This window comes from Candidatus Methylomirabilota bacterium (genome assembly GCA_035764725.1).
GTDB lineage: Bacteria > Methylomirabilota > Methylomirabilia > Rokubacteriales > CSP1-6 > DASRWT01.
In genome coordinates, this window is sequence record DASTYT010000019.1 from 81,494 (window position 1) to 102,678 (window position 21,185).

A 21,185-nucleotide genomic window follows, 5' to 3' on the forward strand; every position below is an offset into this window, starting at 1 on the left:
CATGAGGTGAATGCATGCTGACGACCCGGCTCGGCGACGTCACCATCACCCGCGTGATCGAGATCCCGCGCTCCTACAACCCCACGCCGTCCATGCTACCGGAGTCCTCCGCCGATGCCATCGCGCGCCACCACGGTTGGCTGAAGCCCGACTTCTGGGACGACACCACCGGGGACATGGGCTCGCGCATCCAGTCGTACGTCGTGAAGACGCCGAAGCACACCGTGGTCATCGACACCGGCGTGGGCGACGACAAGGAGCGGCACGAAGTGCCCGCCTGGAACAAGAAGAAGGGCACGTATCTGGACGATCTCCGGGCCGCCGGCGTCGCCCCCGAGCAGGTGGACTACGTCCTCTGCACGCATCTCCACGTGGACCACGTGGGCTGGAACACGCGCCTGGTCGGCGGGAAGTGGGTGCCCACGTTTCCCAACGCCAAGTACGTGATGGTGGGCTCGGAGTTCGAGTACTGGAAGCGTGAGCAGGAGGAGGGGCGCGACGCCTCCGGCTGCTTCGCCGACAGCGTGGCGCCGATCATCGGGGCCGGCAAGGCGATGCTGGTCGACGAGACCTGCAAGATCGACGACCACCTGCGCTTCGAGCCCTCGCATGGCCACACCCCGGGCCATTCCTGCGTGCGGCTCACGACCAAGACGGGCGAGGCCGTCTTCTCCGGCGATCTCATGCATCGCGTGGTGCAGGTGGCGGAGCCCCAGTGGTCGAGCAGGTTCTGCACCGACATGGCGCACGCCGCGCGCACCCGCAAGGCCTTCGTGGAGCAGATGGCGGACTCGGGCGTGCTGATCTGTGCCGCGCACTTCCCCCGCCCCGGCTTCATCGTGAAGCGGGCGGGCGGGCTCCGCTTCACCCCCGCCCCGGAGGCCTGAGATGGCGCTGCCGCTCGAAGGGATCCGCGTCATCGAGCTGGGCGGGGCCTTCGCCGGCCCATTCGCCGCCGGCATCCTCGCTCGCATGGGCGCCGACGTGATCAAGGTGGAGCGTCCTGAGGGCGACGACGCGCGAGGCTGGGGTCCGCCGTTCTGGCACGGCGTGTCGCCCGCCTACCTCGCCATGAACTCCGACAAGCGCGGGATCACCCTGGACCTGAAGGACTCGAAGGACGTCGCCTGGCTCATGGACGAGGTCACGCGCGCCGACGTGCTCGTGCACAACATGCGGCCGGGCGTGATGGAGGAGCTGGGGCTCGGCCCCGACGTGATGCTGGCGAAGAACCCGCGCCTGGTCTACGCGTCGATCTGGGCGCTCGGCCGCACCGGCCCACTCAAGCTGAACCCCGGCTTCGAGCCCATGGTGCAGGCCTTCTCCGGGCTCATGGCCATGAACGGCGACGAGGACAGCCCGCCCACGCGGATCGGCACCTCGCTGCTCGACTTCGGCACCGGCATGTGGGCGGCCATGGGCGCGCTCGCCGGCATCATCCAGCGCGGCCGCACCGGCAAGGGCTGCGTGGTGGATGCCTCGCTGCTCGAGACCGCGCTCGGCTGGCTCACCGGCCACTACGCCTCGTACCGCATCTCCGGCGAGGTGCCGGTGCGCCACCGCACGGGGTCGAGTCGGCTCATCCCCTTCGAAGGCTTCGAGACCAAGAACGGCGAGATCATCATCGCCGCCGGGAACGATCGGCTCTTCGCCAAGCTCGCCGCCGCCCTCGGGCACCCCGAGTGGGCGACGGATCCGCGCTATGCGAAGAACACCGGGCGCTCGGCCAACAAGGCGGACATCCTCGGCAAGATCCGCGAGATCATCGCCACCCGCACCAAGGGCGAGTGGGTGGATGTCCTCGAAGCGGCGGGCGTGCCGTGCGCGCCCATCCACTCGCTGCCGGAGATCGTGGAGCACCCGCAGACCAAGGCCATCGGCATGCTCCAGCCCGTGCCGGGCGCGAGCGACCTCGAGCTGGTGGCGCTGCCGCTGAATTTCGACGGCGAGAAGCCGCGCATCCGCCGCGCGCCCCCCAAGCTGGGCGAGCACAACGCGGAAATACGCGGGACCAGGGAGGCACGGTCATGACGGGTGCGGCGGCAGGCGGCAAGATGATGAAGGCGCAGTTCTATCAGGGCGCGCGGCGTTTCGTCCCCGGCACCGCGCCCGTGCCGACGGCCGGCCCGGGCGAGGCCTTGCTGCGCGTGCGGCGCGTGGGCATCTGCGGCACCGACCTGCACATCTACGAGGGGCACCTGGACGCGCGGGTGGGCAAGGGCCGCGTGATCGGGCACGAGACCTTCGCGGAGGTCGTGGAGGCGCCGACGGGCGCGGCGGTGCGCGCGGGCGACCGTGTCGTCGTCAATCCCGTTGTTTCCTGCGGCGAATGCCGGGCCTGCAAGATGGGCGCGTCCTATGTCTGCTACAACCTGAAGGTCCGCGGCGTGGACGTGGACGGCGGCATGCGCGAGCTGTACCCGGTGCCGGTGGACCGGCTCCTGAAGGTCCCGGACGCGCTCAGCGACGACCACGCCGCCCTCATCGAGCCCCTCGCCGTCGCGACCCATGACGTCAACCGCGCCCAGGTCAAGCCCGGCGACTCGGTGCTGGTCTTCGGTGGGGGCCCCATCGGCGCCCTCATCGCCATGGTGTGCCGGCACCGGGGGGCGCGCGTCGCCGTGGCCGAGATCAATCCCTTCCGCGTCGAGATGCTGAGGGGCCTGGGTCTCGAAGTCGTGGGGCCGGACCGTGACGTCATGAAGTTCGTCCCCGAGTGGACGAACGGCGAGGGCGTGGACGTGGCCTTCGAGGTGACGGGCAATCCCAAGGCCGTCCGCCTCATGACGGACGTGGTACGCGTCTGGGGTACGATCAGCATCGTCGCGATCCACTCGGAGCCGATGCCGGTGAACCTTTTGGCGATGTTCTCCCGCGAGCTCAACATGCACGCGAGCCGGCTCTACACCTGGGAGGCGTGGGAAGAGGCGATCCGCCTCGGCGCCACCGGCGCGGTGACGCTGGGTCCGCTCGTCAGCAAGAAGATCCCGCTCGAGGCGCTCGGCGAGGGCATGGAGCAGGCCCTCAAGGGCGGCCCCGTGATGAAGGTGCTGATCGACCTCACGCAGTAGCGGATGTCCGGCGCCGCAGGCAATCGAATGTCGGGGCCTTTCCCCACCGAGCGCGCGGCCAAACGGGCAGCGCTGCTCGCGGCGGTGGAGTCGATCCGCAGCGTGGTCGCCGCGGGCGGCGAGGAAGCCGAGCGTCTCCACACGCTCCCGTCGGCGACCATCCAGGCGCTCTGCGACTCGGGCCTTCTCTCCATGAAGGTGCCCGAGACTCTCGGCGGCGCCGAGGCGGACCCCGTCACCCAGCTCGAGGTGCTGGAAGCACTCACGCGGGTCGAGGCCTCCGCGGGCTGGTGCCTCATGGTTGCTACGACCGCGGTGGGGCTGCCAGCCGGCTTCCTTCCCGATGCCGCCGTCGGCAAGATCCTCGCGGGCGGGCGCGTGCCACCCGCCGCCGTGGCCATCATGCCCACCGGCGTCGCCACGCCGGTGGACGGCGGCTATCGGCTGACCGGGCGCTGGCCGTTCGCGAGCGGCGTCCCCCACGCGGAGTGGCTCACCGCCGGATGCTGGGTGCGGCGCGACGCGACCGACCCGGGCACGCGGTACATCATGGTCTTCCCCGCCGCGTCGGCCATGCTCCATGACAACTGGCGTGTGGCGGGGCTCGAGGGCACCGGCAGCAACGACTTCTCGGTCACCGATCTCTTCGTTCCCGACGATTTCGCCTGGAACCCCGCCACCACGCCGCCCCGGCGCGGCGGCGCGCTGTTCCGGCTGGGCATGCCGGCCTTCGTGGCGTACGAGCACGTCGCCTTCGCCGTCGGGGTGGCACGGCGGGCCATCGACGCCGCCCTCGAGCTGGCGCAGTCCAAGCGGCGCGGGATGAATGCGCCCGCCGCCCTCTCGGAGCGCGCCCGCTTCCACGCCGTGCTGGGCCAGGGCGAGATGCGCGTCCGCGCGGCGCGGGCGGGGGCCATCGAGCTGTTCGAGGCGGCATGGAGCGACGCGCTCGCGGGCCGCACGCCCGACCGGCGCCGCCAGGCCGAGCTGCGCAGCGCGGCGGTGCACGCCACCGAGGTGGCGGCCGAGGTGGTGACCGCTCTCTTCCGCGCGGCGGGCGGCAGCGCCCTCTACCGCACCGGGGTCCTGCAGCGCTGCCTGCGCGACATTAACGCCGGCGCCCAGCACTTCATGGTGTCGGACTCGGCTTACGAGCGCCTGGGGCAGATGATGCTGGGCGTGCCCGACGTGGACCCCATGGGATGACGGGATCTCGCGCAATGGGCTGGCTGCTCGCGGGCGCGGTCGGGCTCGCCGCGCTGGTCACGCCGACGACCGCGCCTGCTCAGGCTCGGGCGAATCCACCGCTGGCCGGAGCGGAGCTCCTGGCCGCCCTGCGCGGCGGCGGCTACGTCATCTACTTCCGTCACGCCGATACCGATCACACCCAGAACGATTCACGCATGACCAGCATGGCGGACTGCGCCAACCAGCGGAATCTCACCGATGCGGGACGCGAGAATTCCCGCCAGATCGGCGACGCCATCCGGGCGCTCGGGGTGCCCGTCGGCGCGGTGCTGGCGAGTCCCATGTGCCGCACGGTGGAAACCGCGATGCTGGCATTCGGCCGCGCCGAGAGGAGCATGGCGGTGGTCGAGCGTGGTCCGGTCGCGTCCACGGGCACCCGGTCCTATACCGCGCTGCGCGCCTTGCTCTCGACACCCGTTCCCGAGGGAAGCAACACGATGGTCGTGGGCCACGGCAACCCGTACTACGCGATCGTCGGTCAAGATCACCTGGCGGAGGCCGAGGCGGTGGTGGTCCGGCCCGCGGGCACCAACTTCACCGAGGTCGCGCGCCTGACCCTGACCGGCTGGCGCGAGCTGGTGACCGCTCCGGCGAGCCGCTGACGCGGGCCGCGCGCTAGGCCAGCGGCACCAGGGCGGAGAGCCTCGACAAGTTCCCCACCACGCGCGTGATGTGGCCCTGGCCGGTGAGATCCTCGGCCAGCACCACGTCCCCCGGGCGGATGCGCGCCACCGTGCCGTCGCCCACCTCGATCTCCGCCTCGCCCGACAGCGTGATCGAGTACTGCCGCCGCGGCGCGCAGTGCCAGGCGAGCACGTAGCCCGGCGGCGCCGTCCGGAACGAGATGCCCTTGGCGGCGAGCATGGGCGTCCCCTCGCCGTGCGCGCCCTCCGTGTCGGTGAAGGGCCGCATGTCCGGCTTCTCCTCCACGATCCTCGACTGGCCGTCGCTGCCGCTGTAGAGCCTCCAGAACCTGGACATGTCGTCCCTCCCCTAGGATGCGGCGCCGCCGGCGAGCACGCGCTTCTCGTGGAGCGCGCTCAGGATCTCGTCGATCCCCGCCGACGCCCAGATGTCGAAGAACGGGGAGCGCTGCATGCCGAGGAACTCGCGGCCGTCCCGCTCCTTCCGCTGCTCCTCGCTCTCGCCCGGACGCGCCGCCTGCTGATGCCCCCGCACGCGATCCTTGTGGTAGATGGCCGGGTACTCGAAATAGCGGTGCAGTTCCTTCATGTCCTTGGTGTAGATCGCCACCACGGGCAGCGAGGCCCACTCGCCGCCGTCCTTCACGTTCAGGAACTCGAGCATCATATCGTGGTTGCCGTCGGGATAGGCGGCAGGGTCAGGGCGACGCACGCCCAGGATCTTCTGGCCATCACGATTGAAGATGCGCAGCTCGAGGCCACCCGCTTCGGCGAGGCGCGCGAGCCAGGGCAGATCGCGGCGGCAGTCGGACGACCAGTCCTCGGCGATGACGAGAATCTTCGCGGGCCCGTCCGGCTGGGCGGCCAGCCACTTGATGGCGGCGGCCTGATACTCGCTGAGGCGCGCCCGCTCGTAGCGTTCCCGGAACACCGCGCTGTTGTCCTTCCGGGCCGTCGGCTTCGAGCCGCTGTCGGGGAAATAGCCGCCCCAGGCCTCGCGGGCGAGGTTCTCGGGCGTCCCGACGTAGCGCACGTAGTCCTCGAACGTCCTTCCCTTGGCGAACCGCTGGGCGGTGACGACGCTACTGGCCATGGAGCTCGCTCCTTCCGTCAGACGGGGGAGGCGGGCGGCCGCTCGCCGACCGGCAAGATGGAGCGCCGGATGTCGGCCTGGACGTCGCGCACGATCCCCTCGGTGAACTCGATCGTGACCTCGTGCCGCTCCACCTCGAGGTGGCGCACGGACGAGAGCCACCAGAACAGCCGCCGCGTCCGCGGCCGCACACGGCGCCCGCGGTAGACGAGCGTGCGCCGGTCGTGCTCGCTCGTCGGAAAATGCTCGCCCTCCTCGGCGTTCGGCCCGCACAGGCGCAGCACGTCCTCATAGGTCGTCACGCCGGGTCGAATCTTCGCCAGCGTGTCCCGCGAGAGCACCACGCCGCTCCTTCGCTCGCGCGGCACCCCGCTGGAGACATGGATGCGCCCGGCCAGTCGCTCCGCGAGGTGGACGGAGGCGCGCCCGATCAGCGGCCCGACCGCGTAGCCGAGCACGAGCAGCGTGAGCGGGACCACGACCACCGCGATGGCCTGGGTGCGCGAGAAGTAGCCGTACTGCACGCTGAGCCGCTGCGGTGTCGCGCCCTCGCCGGTGTCGAGATAGAGCGAGACGACCTCGGTGCTCTCCGCCGTCTCGCTGGTGCTGCGCACGGCGGTGGGCGGCGCCACCGTGTCGATCTTGAGGTGGTCGGACTCGGCGAAGGTGACCGTCATCTCCGCGGGTGCGTCGCCCAGGCGCAGCACCCGGTCGCGGTGGGCGAGGTACATCCGATGCAGCGGGCGGCCCCGCACCTCGTTGTACGTCATCGAGAAGAGGCGGCGGTCGCCCAGTATCCAGTGCTCGAAGAAGGTCGACCGCTTCGCCTTCACCGCGGAGAGGCTCGGAATCTCGAGGGTCACGATCCAGTCGGGATCCGTGAGTCGCGGCCAGGCGGGGATACGGATCCAGGTCCCGGGGGCGCTGAGCCCCTGCGTCCCGCCCGTCTGCACGAAGGTGACGTAGGGGGCTCCGCTCTTCACGGGCTCGCGCCCCTGGACCGGACCCTCGCCGCTGAGCCGGCGCGCCCGCAGGACGAGGCGGCCCTCGTCGATGACGTCGTAGCGGAGGGCGGTCAGCTGCTCGGCGAGCGCCGGCTCGCGCGCGCCGAGGGTGGGGTCGCCCTTCACCTCGCCCGGCCAGAGCAGATAGAGGTCCGGCACCTTGGCGCCGGCCGGGGCCGTGACGCTGAACTGCAGCCGCACCGCCACCGGCCCTTCCTTCGGCGTGACCGCGGCGCGAATGCTCAGCGGCGCCACCCGCAGCTCCGGCGCCGGCGTCTCCGTGAAGAAGAGCTGCGCCCGCGCCGCCGGCGGCTCCGCAAGAACGCCGGCGACGGCGAGCGCGCCGATAAGCACACGGAGATGCGCGGCGGATCGCATGGCGAAGGCGATCATACCGCTAGTCGAGCCCCTTCACCGCCCGGTCGAGGTCGTCCGCGAGCTCGCCGGAGATCCGGGTGAGCGGCAGCCGGCACTCCGGCGAGGCGATCAGGCCCTGGCGCCAGAGGCAGTGCTTGAGCGGCATCGGATTGGCCTCGCGGAAGAGCAGCGGGATCAGGCCCTCGAGCGGCGTCCAGCGCGCGAGCGCCCCGCGATGATCGTTGGCGGCCATGCGCGCGTGGACGTCGAGGAAGCGCTCCGTCTTCACGTGGGCGGAGGCAAGGATGCCGCCGTCGCCGCCGTGAGCCAGCGTGGTGTAAAGCATGCCGTCGTCGCCCGTCATCACCGCGAACCCCCGCGGCCGGCGCCGCAGGAGATCCAGCGACTGGCCGAGGCTGCCGCTCGAATCCTTCACGCCGACGATGTTGGGCAGCTCGGCGAGGCGAAGCAGCGTGTCGTTGGCGAGGTTCACGCTCGTCCGGTAGGGAATGTTGTAGATGAGGATCTCGCGATCGGTCGCCTCCGCGATGCGCGTGAAGTGCTCGCGCATCCCGTCCTGGCTCGGCCGGTTGTAGTAGGGGCAGACGGACACGATGCCCTCGAAGCGGTGGCGCTCGAGCCGCCGGATGGTCTTCAGCACCTTGGCGGTGGCATTGCCTCCGATGCCGACGAACACCGGCACGCGTCCCGCCACCACGCGCACCGTCGCTTCCACGATGGCCTCGAGCTCGTCGTCGTCCAGGGTGGGACTCTCTCCGGTCGTACCGACGGGGAAGATCCCGTGCACGCCCTTGCCGAGGTAGTGCTCGATGAGCCGCTCGTAGCCGGCGAGATCCACGGCACCGTCCCTGAACGGGGTGATGATGGGCAGCCAGATACCCGCGATCTGCGTTCGCCGTGTCATGTCTGTCTCCCGTGCGCGTCGTCGCGCGAGGCTCCCGAAACGCAAAAGGCCCGCGACCGGTGGTCGCGGGCCTCGTGGGTCCGAGAAGGTTGAGGATGCCTGCTGGCCTAGGGCTCTCCTCCGGCGCGCGCCACCGCGGTCGCTGGGCGTCCCGGATAGGGGGACCCCAGCCGGCTCTTCTGGTCGGCGCGCTTGAACCGTGGAGACATCGTGTTGTTCTTATACGGGCGGGCTCGTTGTCCTGTCAACCTGCTCCGCCGCGGGTCGGCTCCCCGTGGTACAACAACCGAGGCGGAGGCATACCATGATGAACGCCTTCCTCCTCGCGCTCGGCTTCGTGCTCGTCGCCCTCGGCGTCACGCCGGCGGGGACGCCGGCGCGCGCGGAAGCTCCGGCGGAGGTCCTGGCCATGGGCGTGCCCCGGCCCCTCCAGCTCGCGGTGGACGGCCGCGTGCTGCTCGTGCTGAGCCCGGGGCTCCGCGTCGACTCCGCGGGCGAGATCTACCGTGTCCCCCTCGACGGCGAGGCGCCGCTCGATCTTGGCGGGCAGCCCCGCATCCACATCCCGTTCGCGGCCGATGGCGGGACCACCCTTGGCAGCCTCGCCCTCGATCCGGGAAGCGACACGCTGTACCTGGGAGAGGAGAACGGCAAGCGGCTCTGGCGTCTGGGCGGTGACGGCCACCTCGCCCTCTACGCCACCGGACTCCGACGGCTTCAAGGCGGCAGCACGCTGGCATTCGACGCGACCGGGCGACTTCTCGTCGTCGACTACGCCGACCGAAGCGACGAGCGCGCCACACCCGGCCTCGAGCAGCTCCGCGACGACGACTACCGTGGGCCGCTCGTATTCCGGATCGAGCTCGATCCCGGCTTCGCACTGCCCCGGCGCGTCGCCAACCTCCTGCCCCTCTGGCCCCGCGCGGTGCGCGGGCGCGCGAGCGGCGGGCTCCTGCCCTACCTGGTCGCGGTGGCGCCGCTGCCGCGCAACGAGGTGCTGCTCCTCAGCTCCACGGGCGAGATCTACCGCCTGTCGAGCGATGGCGCGTTCTCGGTGTTCGCCCGGTTGCCGCGAGGCCAGTACAATCGGATCAACATGGTGGCGGGATTGGATGGCACCGTCTACGTGAGCGGCGGCTTCTTCAGCGGAGCGGTCTTTCGCGTGACGCCGGACGGGACGGTGACGACCATCGCCTCCGGCCTCGTCGACCCCGAGGGCATCGCGCTGGACGCGCGCGGCGTCCTCTACATCGCCGAGTCCGGCCAGCATCGAATCTTGAAACTTCGCACGCCGTGAGCGGGAGGGGGCGAGATCGATGACCCAGCAGGTTCCCCGAGTGCACGAGATGGAGCATCACGCGGCGGAACGGGTTACCACGCGGCCGGTCGTTTCCGGCACCCAGGGCGTCGTCTCCGCCGGGCATCCGCTCGTCGCGATGGCGGGCATGCGCATGCTGCTCGCGGGCGGGAACGCCTTCGATGCGGCCGCGGCGGCGGGCTTCGCCGCTGCCGTCGTCGAGCCCACGGCCTCCTACACCCTCCTCGGCGAATGCGTGGCGATGCTCCACGACGCGCGCCGCGGCGAAACGCGCGCGCTGAGCGGCCAGGGCACCGCGCCCGCGCTGGCCACCATCCCATTCTTCCAGGGCCGCGGGCTCGATCGCATTCCCACCGGGCCGGGCGCCGACGCGCACCTCTCGTTCACGGTGCCTGGCGCGATCGACGCCTACCTCACCCTCCTCGAGGCCTATGGGACCCGCACGGTCAGCGAAGTGCTGGCGCCCGCGCTCCAGTACGCCGAGCGCGGCTTCCCCATGTACGAGTACATGCAGCGGATGCTCGGGATCCCCGAGTCGCGCAGCCAGTTCGACCTCTATCCTCCGGGTGGGCACGACGTGTTCTACCCCGGCGGCGGCGTGCCGACCCTCGGCCAGCTCCTGGTCCAGCCCGCGCTGGCCGGCACGCTGCGCCGCATCGCCGAGGCCGACACGCAGGGGCGTGGCCATCGCCTCGCCGGAATCGCGGCGGCGCGCGCCCGCGTCTATCGGGGCGATCTGGCCGACGCCATCGGCGGCTTCTCCACGCGGCTGGGCGGGCTGCTCCGCGCCTCCGACCTCGCCGACTATCGCGCGCAGATCGAGGCGCCACTGCGCGTGAGCTTCGCGGGACGCGAGATCCTGGGCCAGTCGGTGTGGACGCAGGGCCCCGTGCTCATGCAGGCGCTCGGCATGCTCGCCGGCTTCGACCTGCGCGCCCTCGGCCACAACTCCGCCGCCTACATCCACGTGGTGGCGGAGGCGCTCAAGCTCGCGTTCGCCGACCGCGAGCGCTACTACGGCGACCCCCGGTTCGCCTCCGTGCCCATCGCAGAGCTGCTCGCCCCGTCCTACGCGCGCGAGCGGGCGGCGCTGATCCGACTCGACCGCGCCGCCGCCGAGGCGCCGGCGGCGGGCAATCTCTGGCCGGATGGCGGCGCGCAGGCCAGGCGGAGCGCTGGCGCCGAGGATCCGCGCGCCACCGCGCCGGTGCCCGACGGCACCACCCACATCGCCGCCATCGACCGCGACGGCAACATGATCGCGCTCACCCCGAGCGGCGGCGTATTCCGCAAGTCGGCCTTCGCGGCCGAGCTGGGCTGCACGCTCAGCACGCGCAGCGAGATGTTCGTGCTCGACGAGGGGCATCCCAATGCCCCCGCCGCCGGCAAACGGCCGCGTACCACGCTCGTGAGCTATCTCATCTGCACGAACGGGACGCCCACCACCACCGTGGGCTGCCCGGGGGGCGACGATCAGGCGCAGGCGGATCTCCAGATCGTGCTGAACCTGCTGGTCTTCGGCATGAATCCCCAGCAGGCGGTGGAGGCGCCGCGCTTCTCCACCCAGACCCTGACCAACTCGTTCTACCCACGCGCATACAAGCCCGGTGTGCTCAACGTGGAGCCGGGCATTCCCCAGACGACGCGCGACGAGCTCGCCGCCCTCGGCCACCTCGTCACCGAGATCGGCGCCTGCGGCATCGGCGCGGTGGTCACGCACCGTGACCTGGCGAGCGGCGTGCTCTCCGCCGGCGCGGACCCGCGCCGCCCAACCTACGCGCTGGCCTGCTAGAGGGCGCTCGCCGCGATGTTGACGGTCAGGGCGAGGAGCGCGGCGTTGAAGAAAAACGACACGATGCCGTGGGCGGCCACCGTACGGCGGATCGCCTTGCTCGTGATCCCTACGTCGGAGACCTGGGACGTCATCCCGATGACGAAGGAGAAGTAGACGAAGTCCCAATAGTCCGGCTCCTTTTCGTCGCCGGGAAACGCCAGCCCGCCCACGCCGCCGTCACCGTAGAACTCGTGGGCGTAGTGCACCGAGAAGATCGTGTGGATGAGCGTCCACGACAGCACGATGGTCGCGGTGGCGAGGACCAGGTCGCTCCCTTGCTTCGGGGCGTCGCCCATGCCGACCTTGCCGAGCAAGAAGACGATGGCAAGCAGGCTGGCGAGGGCGGAAGCGACGGTGACAAAGAGAATGCCGACGGCGCCCTCGTCCTGGCTGGACGCGTGAAGCCGTATCGCGGCCACGTCTGACCGCGCCATCATCCCGAACGTCAGGATCACGTAGAGCAGAGCGCCCATGTCCCAGCCGACCAGCGCGCGCATCCCCCACCGCGAGCTCGGCAGCGCGTGGAGCGCCAGGCCCACCGCGACGCCCACGAGGATGCTCACGAAGATCCGCGGATGCTTCCGTATGATGCGCCATGGGCGCGGCCCGGTGATCTTCGGGATCTTCAGCGCTCGCGACGCCCTTGCCGTCATGGTCACCTCGCTCCGGCGCGGTGATCGTGCCCCAACGCCGGAGAGAGGTCAACCGGGCGGCGCTACGACACCCGCTGGATGAACGCGCGGTCCTCCACCAGGATGCAGCCGGACTGGGCGGCGCGCTTCGCCACCTCCGTGTGTTCCGGGTCGGTGGCGAGCGCCTCGCGATACCGCTCGTAGGCGCTGAGGCTGGGGAAGTCGATGAGGGCGAGGGCGGCGTTGGTGGCCCCGGCGAACCGGGTCGGCGCATAGTAGCCGGCGACCTTGCCGCCGCACCGCTCGATGGGGCCCGCCAGGCCGCGCGCGTAGGCCTCGAAGTCGGCCAGCTTGAACGGGTCAATCGTGTAGCGAATGCTGAGAGTGAGCATGTTGTCCTCCTCCTTGCCGCCAGTATCCGGCGATGCGCTCGCGCGTCCACCGGGAACGCTTCGATCCGCGTCGAACCGTCCCCGCTTGCGGGAGCCCGCGCACGGGCCTAGGGTAAGTGCATGCGCGATACCGACATGCTGTCCGGCGTGGCCGGCCTCCTCGGCGAGCCTGCGCGCACGCGCATCCTGACCGCCCTGCTCGGCGGCTGCGCGCTCACCGCGAAGGAACTCGCCTACTTCGCGGGGGTCGGTGCACCCACCGCCAGCAGCCATCTTTCGCGCCTCGTCGGCGGCGACCTCCTCGTGATGGAAAAGCAGGGACGCTGCCACTACTACCGGATCAAGTCGGCGGAGGTCGCCCACGCGATCGAGGGGCTGATGGTGGTGGCCTCGGCGCCGCGGCAGAGCTGGCCGCCCAATCACCGCGTCGAACCCGCTCTGCGCGACGCGCGCCTGTGCTACGACCACCTGGCTGGCCGCCTCGGTGTCGCGCTCTGCGACATGCTGCAGCGCCGCGGCCACGTCGTGCTGATGGACGAGGGCGGCGAGGTCACGCCGAGCGGCGCGCGCTTCCTGACCGGCCTCGGGGTGGATCTCCCGGGGGCGCGCCGCGCCAGGCGCCACTACTGCCGCGGCTGCATCGACTGGACCGAGCGCCGCCACCACATCTCGGGCGCGGTCGGCGCGGCCCTCGCGGCGACCTTCCTCGAGCGGCGCTGGATCGTCCGCGTTCCGGACAGCCGAGTGCTGACCGTCACCGCGCGCGGCAGGGAGAAGCTCGCCGAGCTGAAGGTTGCCGACTATGCCGGCGCGCCTGCTCCTCCGCGGCTGCGGGTGGTGGCGGGGCGGGCTTGACGCGGCTGCACTCCCTCCGCTAGAGTCGCGGCGCTCCGTCCGGCTGTGATTCGTCCCGTGCCACGACCGACTATCGGGAGGAACCGCCATGGACTCGGATCCCCGCGCCGTCAGCCGCCGTGACCTCTTGAAGCTCGCGGGCGCCGCCGTCATGGCGGGTGCCGCGGGCAGCTCCCTCGACCTGCTCCGTCCGGGCCCCGCCGCCGCCCAGACGCCCAAGCGCGGGGGGGTGCTACGCCTGGCGGGCTTCGACGCGCCGCACTTCGATCCTTTTCAGACCCCGCACTGGTGGACGTTCATCTACACGTCGCTGACGCACGGGGGGCTCGTGCGGCACAAGGCCGGGCCGAGCGTGCCGCCGGGTACGCTTCCCATCGAGCCGCACCTGGCCGAATCGTGGGAGCAGCCGAACGACACGACGTATATCTTCAAACTGCGCAAGGGCGTGCGGTGGCACGCCAAGCCGCCCGTCAACGGCCGCGAGCTCGTCGCGGACGACGTTGTCTACACCTTCCAGCGGGCGCTCACCGTGAAGGGCAATCCGAACCGGGCGACCTTCGAGGAGATCGACCGAATCGAGGCCCTGGACCGCTACACCGTGCGCTTCACCATGAATCAGCCGTTCGCATGGTTCCTCAATAGCCCGGCCCTCACGGCCATCCTGCCCAAGGAGGCGGCGGACAAGGACGGCATGTTCAAGACGCCGGAGACGGTGATCGGCACCGGGCCGTGGATGCTCGAGCGCTACGAGCCCAACGTGCGTGTCTCCTTCGTGCGGAACCCGAACTACTTCCAGTCCGGGCTGCCGTATGCGGACGCCGTCGAGTTCCGCATCGACACCGATCCCGCTTCGAAGCTCGCGGCCTGGCTCAGCGGCCAGTACGACTTCGCCCCCGAGATCCACATGACGTTCCAGCGCTCCGATCTCGACGTGGTGAAGCGCCGGAAGCCTAATTTACAGACGGCGGAGTACACGTGGCTGATCTCGACGTTCGGGGTGCCCAAGCTCGAGGCGGAGGCGTTCAAGGACGTGCGCGTGCGCCGCGCTCTCCACATGGCGGTCAACCTCAACGAGGTCATCAAGGTCAACCCCATGGGCTACGGCTTCGGCGCGCCCAATCCGCTCGTGCCGGCCGCGATGACGGAGTGGGCGATCCCGATCAATCAGCTCACGCCCGAGGGGCGGCAGCTCTACGAGGCCGATCCGGAAGGGGCCAAGCGACTCCTCGCCCAGGCGGGGCAGAGCGGGCTCAAGTTCCCCGTGGAATCGTCGGGCACCTGGGGCACCGCGTTCTCCGACGTCGTGCAGGCCATCCTCAGCGAGTGGAAGCGCAGCGGTATCGAGACCGAGCTCAAGCTCAAGGAAGGCAACGCCTTCATCGTCTCGAGCCTGGCCCGGAGCTTCGAGAAGATGATCATCACGCTGCGGGGCGGCGCGACCACGCCCGATCCCTACCTGATGAACCTCCTGCCCGGGCGCCCGCAGAACGTCGCCGGCGTCAACGATCCCAAGCTCACCGAGATGATCCTGCTGCAGCGGCGAATCTTCGACGAGAAGAAGCGTCGCGAGGTCCTCTTCGACATCCAGCGGCACTTCGCCCAGCAGGCCTATCAGCTCTTCGTGAGCCCGGCCGCCCGCGTGATCTCGGCCTGGGAGCCGTACGTGCGGAACTTTGCGCCCAACATCGGCAACGACTACGGCGGCCGGCTGATGGGCGTCTGGCTCGACCGCTAGCGTCCGCCTCCGCTATGTCCCGACGCCGGGGCCGCGCGTCACCGCGCCCAGCGGCACGAACGTGCGCGCGATGAGGTCGCGGGCACGCTCGGGATCTACGCCGTTGGCCTGCTGGCAGGGCGTGGAGTCGGCGAAGATGCGCTCGGGGTCGGCCCAGAGGCGGTACTTCTTGAAGGTGTCCTCGAACTCGATGCCGAGGGCGCGCGCAAATACCGTCAGGTAGTGTTCAATGGCGATGGGCCGCTCCGCCTCGAAGGGGCAGAGCTGGCGCTGGCAGCCGTGATACATGCCGGCGAAGGTGTCGGCGCCCATGGCCAGCGCGCGGTCGAGCTCGCCCAGCGCGAGGGCGCGCCAGGCCTCGGGTCCCAGATTCGTCATGAGCGCGGGGTTGCAGCTCCGGCCGAAGCGCGTGTCGGGCGGTAGATCGACGAGCGTCACGCCCGGGACCGCGCCGAGCAGCCGCCGGCCCGCCTCGCCCTCGCGCAGCCGCGCCTCTCCGACTCCATGGCCGTGCACCGCCACCCGGCGCGGCGCCACCGGCGCCAGCGCCAGGTCCCCGAGCCGCCGCGCGAGGAATTCGGCGGTGTGGCTCACCGGAAAGGGCAGCTCGAGCTGCTGCACCTCGTCGTAGAAGTAGATGCAGGACGGGCACCACATCACGACTTCCTGCGGCGTGTAGCGCTCGAAGTGCTCCAGGGTGCGCCGGTTCATCCCCGTCGACGCCGCGGTGTCGCCGTTCTGGTGATGCACGATGCCGCAGCAATAGGTGGGGCCGCCCACCGCGATGTAGTCGAGGCCCAGGCGGTCGAAGATCGCAGTGACCGTCTGGATCATGTGCGACGTGCGGAGCACGTTGCAGCCGAGGTAGAGGACGATGTCGTGGTGCTCGGTGTCGCGTTCCGGGGCCGCCGTCCGCCAGATGCGCTCGTCCGGGCGGGTCATAAGATTCTGCGCGACCAGGATGTCGCCGAAGTACTGCTTGTAGTCGAAGGCCATGTCCCCTCCTCGTCGGTGCGCTCGATGCTACGCGGCGGCCCGCGTCAAGTCAAAGTGTGCGATGCTCGCGAGCAGGAGGATTCCCCATGAGCGTCACGGCCCCGCTGCTGCTGGAGAAGGATGGAGCTATCGGCTGGATCATCTTCAACCAGCCGGAGAAGCGGAACGCGGTCAGCCAGGAGATGTGGCAGCTCATGCCCGGCTACGTGGACGACCTGGTCTCTGACGACGCCATCCGTGTGGTCGTCCTCCGAGGCGCCGGCGATCAGGCGTTCGTCTCCGGCGCCGACATCTCCCAGTTCAAGGACCGCCGCCGCAACATGGCCGACGAGGCGGAATACCGCCGCATCTCTGCCCGCGGCGGCCAGGCGCTCGCCACCATGCCGAAGCCGCTGCTCGCCATGATCTACGGCGTGTGCGTGGGCGGCGGCGTGGGCATGGCGCTCAACTGCGATCTCCGCCTCGCCGCCGACGACGCGCGCTTCGGCATCCCCGCCGCGCGCCTCGGGCTCGGCTACCACTACAACGGCATGGACAAGCTGATGAAGCTGATCGGCCCCGCGCACACAAAGGAGCTCTTCTTCACCGCGCGCACGGACTTCAGCGCGCAGGAGGCCCTTCGCTGGGGCCTCGTGAACCAGGTCGTGCCCAAGGCGGAGCTGGAGAGCTTCACGCGCGACTATGCCCTCAAGATCTCGCGCAATGCTCCCTTGACCATCGGTTCGGCGAAGACCACTGTGGACATGCTGCTACGGCCGGAGGCCGAGCGGGACTTCGGCCTCCTCGACAAGCTCATCGCCGACTGCTTCAACAGCGAGGACTACCAGGAGGGCGTGAAGGCCTTCGGCGAGAAGCGGCGCCCCGTCTTCAAGGGCCGCTGAGCGGACGGCGCGCGTCGAGGCGCGTGCTCTGGTAGGTCGCGCCCTCGCCCATGTCGCTATAGCGCGTGGAGCAGAGGTTGTTGATGGTGCCCGCGTGCGCCTCGCCCGAGGGGCGCTGCCCGGGCACGAAGGCCACCCCGCGCTGGGTCTCGTCGCTCACCCTGAGTGTGAACGTCGCCGTGCCCACGTCATTGAAGAGCTCCACCGGCGCGCCGTTGCGCAGGCCGCGCGCCTTCGCGTCGTCGGGATGGAGCACGCACTCGGGCGGCCCCGCCTTCTTCCGCAGGGCGGCCACGCCGGCATAGGCGGTGTGGGCCTGGAAGTAGCCCGGCGCGGTGAGGAGGCGCAGCGGATAGCGCGCCGCCTGCGCGGCCTCGTCCGGATCGGCCTCCCAGTCCGGCATGGCCGGGAGGCCCTGCGCGGCGAGGGACGCCGAGTAGAACTCGAGCCGGCCGGAGGGCGTGCCGAAGCGCCGGCCCGGTCCGACCGCGAGCGGCTCGCCCGCCTTGATTGAGCCGGCGCTGCGGAGCGCGGCGGGATCGAGGCGCGCCGCCGGCCCCCTGGCGTTCCGGAAGAAGGCGCGCAGCAGCGCATCGGTGTCCATGGAAAACACCGGATCCTGAAGGCCAAGGCGCCGGGCCAGCTCCTGCGCGAGCCGGCGATTGGGCCACGCCTCTCCCTGCGGCGGCACCACCTGGGGAATGAACTGTACCCAATACGTGCCGTAGGCGCGAACCAAATCCTCGCTCTCGTAGTGGGTGGCCGCGGGCAGGACGAAGTCCGCATAGCGCGCGGTGTCCGAGAGGAATGGATCGTGCACCACCGTGAAGAGATCCTCGCGCGCGAGCCCACGCCGCACCGCCGCCGCGTCCGGGCACGTCACCGCGGGGTTGTTGGCGGCCACGAACAGCGCGTGGATGGGCGGATCCTGGAGCGTGAGCAGCGCCTCGCCCAGGCGTGAGTGGTTGACGAGCCGGGTCGCCGCGGGACCCGAGGGCTTACGGATCGCGCTCGAGTCGAACCCGAAGCCCGCCGCGGTCATGAGGAGCGCGCCGCCGCCCGGCTTGGCGTAGGCGCCCACCACGCCCGGGAGCAGCGCCACCGCGCGCACCGCCTGGCCGCCCTGCGTCGAGCGCGACATCCCCTCGCCCAGGCGGATGAACGGCGCCCGCGCACGCCCGTACAGGCGCGCGAGCCGCTCGAGATCGGCCGGGGACACCCCGGTGATCTCGGCGACACGCTCGGGAGTGAAGCGCGGCAGGACTTCCGCCTCCAATCGCTCGAACCCCACGGTGTGCTGCGCCAGATAGGCGCGATCGCAGAGCCCCTCACGAACGAGCACCTGCATCACGCCCAGGGCGAGCGCGGCGTCGGTGCCCACGTTCACCCGCAGATGCCAGTCGGCGCGCGCGGCGGTGGCGCTGCGCCGCGGCTCGATGACGACGAGGGTCGCGCCCTTGGCGCGCGCCCGCTCGAGCAGCGGCCAGATGTGCACGTTGGTGGTGAGGAGGTCCGCGCCCCAAGCGATGATGAGGTCGGAGTCCACCACGCTCTCCGGGTCGGAGCCGCCGACGCTCCCGCACGCGGCATCCCAGCCCGCTTCCGCGCAGGTGTCGCAGACCGTGCCGGCCTGGAGCCGCGTGGAGCCGAGGGCGTGGAAGAGGCCGAGCATCAGGCCGCGATTGAGCTGGCCCTGATGGGCGCTGTAGGCGTAGCCGAGGAGCGCGAGCGGGCCGTCCTCGGCGATGATGCGTCGCCACCGCTCCACGATCTCGCCCAGAGCCTCGTCCCACGACACCGGCGCGAAGCGCCCCTCGCCCTTGGCGCCGACGCGGCGCTGCGGACGCAGCACGCGCTCGGGCGAGTGCACCAGCTCGTGCTCGCGATTCACCTTTGCGCAGGCGAAGCCCTGCGTCATCGGATGATCGGGATCGCCCTGGAGCTTGAGGAGACGCCCGTCCTCGACGGTGGCGACGAGCGAGCACTGATCGGGGCAGTCGTGCGCGCAGGCGGTGCGGATGGTCTGGGTCACGCTACAGTTTTACCGCATCCCCCACGGCGGCGTCGGAAAACGTGGCTTCCCCACGGCGACCTCGTCGGGCCACACGATGACCTGGCGTCCCTCCTGCCACTGGATGGTCACCATGCGGTGGCCGATCTGATAGCCGCGCTCGTCCACGTCGAAGCCGCCGAACACGGTGGTGGTGGCGAGCCGGAGGAGATAATCCCGCAGGCGCTCGGTGTCGAGGCTCTGGACGCGGTTGATGGTCTCGGCCATGAGCATGCACGCGGCGTACGCCGCGGCGGCGTGATAGGACGGCGGCCGTCCGAACTCGCCCTCGTAGGCGGCAGCGAACTCCCGCGCGCCGGGATAGGCGAGGCCGGGCTCCCACTGGGAGGCCCCGTACACGTACTCCGCGGTGCGGCCCAACGCCTTGTGGAACTCCGGGAGGTCGCCGCCCACGGTGGTGCCGAACATCTTGACGTTCACGTCCAGCTCCCGCATCTGGCGCGTGATCGCCACCACGTCGTCGAAGTAGGTCGCGGCGGCGAGCACGTCGGGCGCCGCCGCCTTGACCTTGGTGAGGAGCGCGGCGAAGTCCGTCTGCGCCTTGGGGTAGGCCTCCTGCAGCACCACGTCCAGCCCGCGCTTCCGCGCCAGCGCGATGGCGCCCTTCACCGTGGTCTTGGGAAACAGCGTGTCCTCGTAGATCAGGGCGATGGTCTTGAGCCCGTTGCGCGCGGCAAGGTCGATGAGCCCCTCGAGGTACACCTCGGCCGGGGACACCATCATGATCACGTAGCGGCGGCCCCTTTCCCAGATGCTGCCGGCGGAGCCGAGCGGCGCCAGCATGAGCTTCTTGTACTTCTCCGTGACGTTGGCCACCGCCTCGGTGATCGCCGAGGAATACGGCCCCAGCACCAGCTCGACACGATCCTCGGTGATCAGCTTCTCGTAGAGGCGCACCCCGGTCTGTGGGTCGGAGCGGTCGTCGTAGACGACCATCTCGATGGGCCGCCCCATCACGCCCGCGCCCTCGTTGATCTGCTTCTGGCAGAACGCGTAGCCCTCACGGCCGTAGACGCCGGGCTTGGCGTAGGTGCCGGTGAGCGAGAGCGAGGCGCCGATGCGAATCGGCGCGTTCTGTGCGGCCGCGAGCAGCGGTGCGGCGAAGGTGAGGAGCAATCCCGTCAGGAGCGTGACGAGACGGAGCGGGCTCATGCGTAGTCCTCCCTCACCGGCCCATGCGGGCCAGCACCTCCTCGGCTTCGGCGACCAGCCGGCGCACCACCTCGCCGGCCGGCACGATCTCGTGAATCAACCCCGCCGACTGCCCGCAGGGCGCGTTGCCGTTGTCCACGTCGCCCTTCTCGCGGGCGAGGATCCCCGCGTCGCGGCCCACCCGCGCGGCCTGCACCGGAAACGGCTGGATCTCCGCCTCGCGTTTCTCCCACTCGCGCGTGAAATTGTTGCGGATCAGGCGGCAGGGCTTGCCGGAGGCGGCGCGCGTCACGACCGTGCCTTCCTCGTCGAGCGCGACCACGCGCTGCTTGTAGTTGTCATGGCAGTAGGCCTCGGGCGTGGCGATGAAGCGGGTGCCCAGCCACACCCCCTGCGCGCCGAGCGCCAGCGCGGCCGCGATACCCCGGCCGTCGGCCATGCCGCCCGCCGCCAGCACCGGCCGCGGAGCGAGCGCGTCCACGACCGAGGGAATCAGCACCAGGCCCGCGATGCGGCCGGTATGGCCACCCGCCTCGTGGCCCTGCGCGATCACCACGTCCACGCCGTTGGCCGCGTGATCGAGGGCTTGCTTCACGTTGCCGCAGAGGGCCATCACCTTCATATCCTGGCGGTGCGCCTGCGCGGTCACCGGACCCGGATTGCCGAGGCCGGCCACCATGACCGGCACCTTTTCCTCGACCGTGATATCGGCCCATGCGCGCACGGTGTCGGTGAACTGCTGCGCCTCGCTGCCACCCACCCGCACGCTCGCGAACAGGATGTCCACGCCGAAGGGCTTGTCCGTCTGGTCGCGGACCTTCTTGATCTCCTCGCGCAGCTCGCGTGGGGAGAGATTGGCGGCGGCGATGACCCCGAGGCCGCCCGCGGCGGAGACGGCGGCGGCGAGCGCCGAGCGGGCCACATAGCCCATACCCGCCTGGCAGATCGGGTACTGAATGCCGAGGAAATCGCAGATC

General features: G+C 70.5%; 20 protein-coding genes. 10 read left to right on the forward strand and 10 right to left on the reverse strand.

The window, feature by feature from the left end:
• Positions 1-14: 14 nt before the first annotated feature.
• The 5 genes from VFX14_02760 to VFX14_02780 are packed head-to-tail and all read left to right on the forward strand — an operon-like array spanning position 15 to position 4,921.
• Positions 15-887 (forward strand): MBL fold metallo-hydrolase, encoded by an 873-nt coding sequence (locus tag VFX14_02760; protein ID HEU5188590.1) that lies wholly within the window; start codon positions 15-17, stop codon positions 885-887.
• 1 nt (position 888) lies between these two features.
• Positions 889-2,031 carry a CoA transferase gene (locus VFX14_02765; protein ID HEU5188591.1) on the forward strand — a complete coding sequence of 381 codons (1,143 nt, stop codon included), beginning with the start codon at positions 889-891 and terminating at the stop codon, positions 2,029-2,031.
• Entirely contained in the window at positions 2,028-3,071 is a 1,044-nt protein-coding gene (locus tag VFX14_02770) for an alcohol dehydrogenase catalytic domain-containing protein (GenBank protein ID HEU5188592.1), read from the forward strand. The genes VFX14_02765 and VFX14_02770 overlap by 4 nt, the downstream gene beginning before the upstream one ends.
• A 27-nt stretch (positions 3,072-3,098) precedes the next feature.
• Entirely contained in the window at positions 3,099-4,277 is a 1,179-nt protein-coding gene (locus VFX14_02775; GenBank protein ID HEU5188593.1) for an acyl-CoA dehydrogenase family protein, read from the forward strand.
• 14 nt (positions 4,278-4,291) lie between these two features.
• On the forward strand, positions 4,292-4,921 hold the full coding sequence (locus VFX14_02780; protein HEU5188594.1) for a histidine phosphatase family protein: 630 nt from the start codon (positions 4,292-4,294) through the stop codon (positions 4,919-4,921).
• 13 nt (positions 4,922-4,934) lie between these two features.
• Here the strand turns inward: VFX14_02780 and VFX14_02785 are convergent, their stop codons facing one another.
• Genes VFX14_02785 through dapA form a run of 4 tightly spaced genes read right to left on the reverse strand, consistent with a single transcriptional unit; the run spans position 4,935 to position 8,342 of the window.
• Complete coding sequence (locus VFX14_02785; protein HEU5188595.1) at positions 4,935-5,300, reverse strand: hypothetical protein; 366 nt, start codon at positions 5,298-5,300, stop codon at positions 4,935-4,937.
• Positions 5,301-5,312: 12 nt separating this feature from the next.
• Positions 5,313-6,056 (reverse strand): thioredoxin family protein, encoded by a 744-nt coding sequence (locus VFX14_02790; GenBank protein ID HEU5188596.1) that lies wholly within the window; start codon positions 6,054-6,056, stop codon positions 5,313-5,315.
• A 17-nt stretch (positions 6,057-6,073) separates the two neighbouring features.
• Positions 6,074-7,438, reverse strand: coding sequence for a hypothetical protein (locus VFX14_02795; GenBank protein ID HEU5188597.1), 1,365 nt, complete (start codon positions 7,436-7,438; stop codon positions 6,074-6,076).
• Between the two features lie 19 nt (positions 7,439-7,457).
• Positions 7,458-8,342: a 4-hydroxy-tetrahydrodipicolinate synthase gene (gene dapA, locus VFX14_02800; GenBank protein HEU5188598.1), complete on the reverse strand. Its 885-nt coding sequence runs from the start codon at positions 8,340-8,342 to the stop codon at positions 7,458-7,460.
• A gap of 304 nt (positions 8,343-8,646) precedes the next feature.
• Between dapA and VFX14_02805 the strand changes: the two genes are divergently transcribed.
• Together VFX14_02805 and VFX14_02810 are read left to right on the forward strand one after the other, a co-directional pair.
• Positions 8,647-9,639, forward strand: coding sequence for a hypothetical protein (locus tag VFX14_02805; GenBank protein ID HEU5188599.1), 993 nt, complete (start codon positions 8,647-8,649; stop codon positions 9,637-9,639).
• A gap of 19 nt (positions 9,640-9,658) precedes the next feature.
• Entirely contained in the window at positions 9,659-11,452 is a 1,794-nt protein-coding gene (locus tag VFX14_02810; protein ID HEU5188600.1) for a gamma-glutamyltransferase, read from the forward strand.
• Here the strand turns inward: VFX14_02810 and VFX14_02815 are convergent.
• A complete protein-coding gene (locus tag VFX14_02815; GenBank protein HEU5188601.1) occupies positions 11,449-12,147 on the reverse strand; it encodes a DUF1345 domain-containing protein in 699 nt (232 codons plus the stop codon). The two genes, VFX14_02810 and VFX14_02815, sit on opposite strands and share 4 nt — an antisense overlap.
• A 62-nt stretch (positions 12,148-12,209) precedes the next feature.
• Positions 12,210-12,518, reverse strand: coding sequence for an NIPSNAP family protein (locus VFX14_02820; protein HEU5188602.1), 309 nt, complete (start codon positions 12,516-12,518; stop codon positions 12,210-12,212).
• 120 nt (positions 12,519-12,638) lie between these two features.
• On the opposite strand from VFX14_02820, the gene VFX14_02825 reads away from it, so the two are divergent.
• Together VFX14_02825 and VFX14_02830 are read left to right on the forward strand one after the other, a co-directional pair.
• A complete protein-coding gene (locus VFX14_02825; GenBank protein HEU5188603.1) occupies positions 12,639-13,373 on the forward strand; it encodes a winged helix-turn-helix domain-containing protein in 735 nt (244 codons plus the stop codon).
• An 88-nt stretch (positions 13,374-13,461) separates the two neighbouring features.
• On the forward strand, positions 13,462-15,108 hold the full coding sequence (locus VFX14_02830) for an ABC transporter substrate-binding protein (GenBank protein HEU5188604.1): 1,647 nt from the start codon (positions 13,462-13,464) through the stop codon (positions 15,106-15,108).
• Positions 15,109-15,120: 12 nt separating this feature from the next.
• Here VFX14_02830 and VFX14_02835 read toward each other — a convergent pair whose 3' ends face one another.
• On the reverse strand, positions 15,121-16,104 hold the full coding sequence (locus VFX14_02835; GenBank protein HEU5188605.1) for a heterodisulfide reductase-related iron-sulfur binding cluster: 984 nt from the start codon (positions 16,102-16,104) through the stop codon (positions 15,121-15,123).
• 86 nt (positions 16,105-16,190) lie between these two features.
• Between VFX14_02835 and VFX14_02840 the strand changes: the two genes are divergently transcribed.
• Positions 16,191-16,985: an enoyl-CoA hydratase gene (locus tag VFX14_02840; protein HEU5188606.1), complete on the forward strand. Its 795-nt coding sequence runs from the start codon at positions 16,191-16,193 to the stop codon at positions 16,983-16,985.
• Here the strand turns inward: VFX14_02840 and VFX14_02845 are convergent.
• From VFX14_02845 to VFX14_02855, 3 genes are all read right to left on the reverse strand, one after another.
• On the reverse strand, positions 16,972-19,017 hold the full coding sequence (locus VFX14_02845) for a molybdopterin-dependent oxidoreductase (protein ID HEU5188607.1): 2,046 nt from the start codon (positions 19,015-19,017) through the stop codon (positions 16,972-16,974). The two genes, VFX14_02840 and VFX14_02845, sit on opposite strands and share 14 nt — an antisense overlap.
• Positions 19,018-19,026: 9 nt before the next feature.
• Positions 19,027-20,208, reverse strand: a complete 1,182-nt coding sequence (locus tag VFX14_02850; GenBank protein HEU5188608.1) for an amino acid ABC transporter substrate-binding protein — start codon at positions 20,206-20,208, stop codon at positions 19,027-19,029.
• A gap of 13 nt (positions 20,209-20,221) precedes the next feature.
• A partial coding sequence (locus tag VFX14_02855; GenBank protein HEU5188609.1) for a nitronate monooxygenase occupies positions 20,222-21,185 on the reverse strand: 964 nt, incomplete at its 5' end.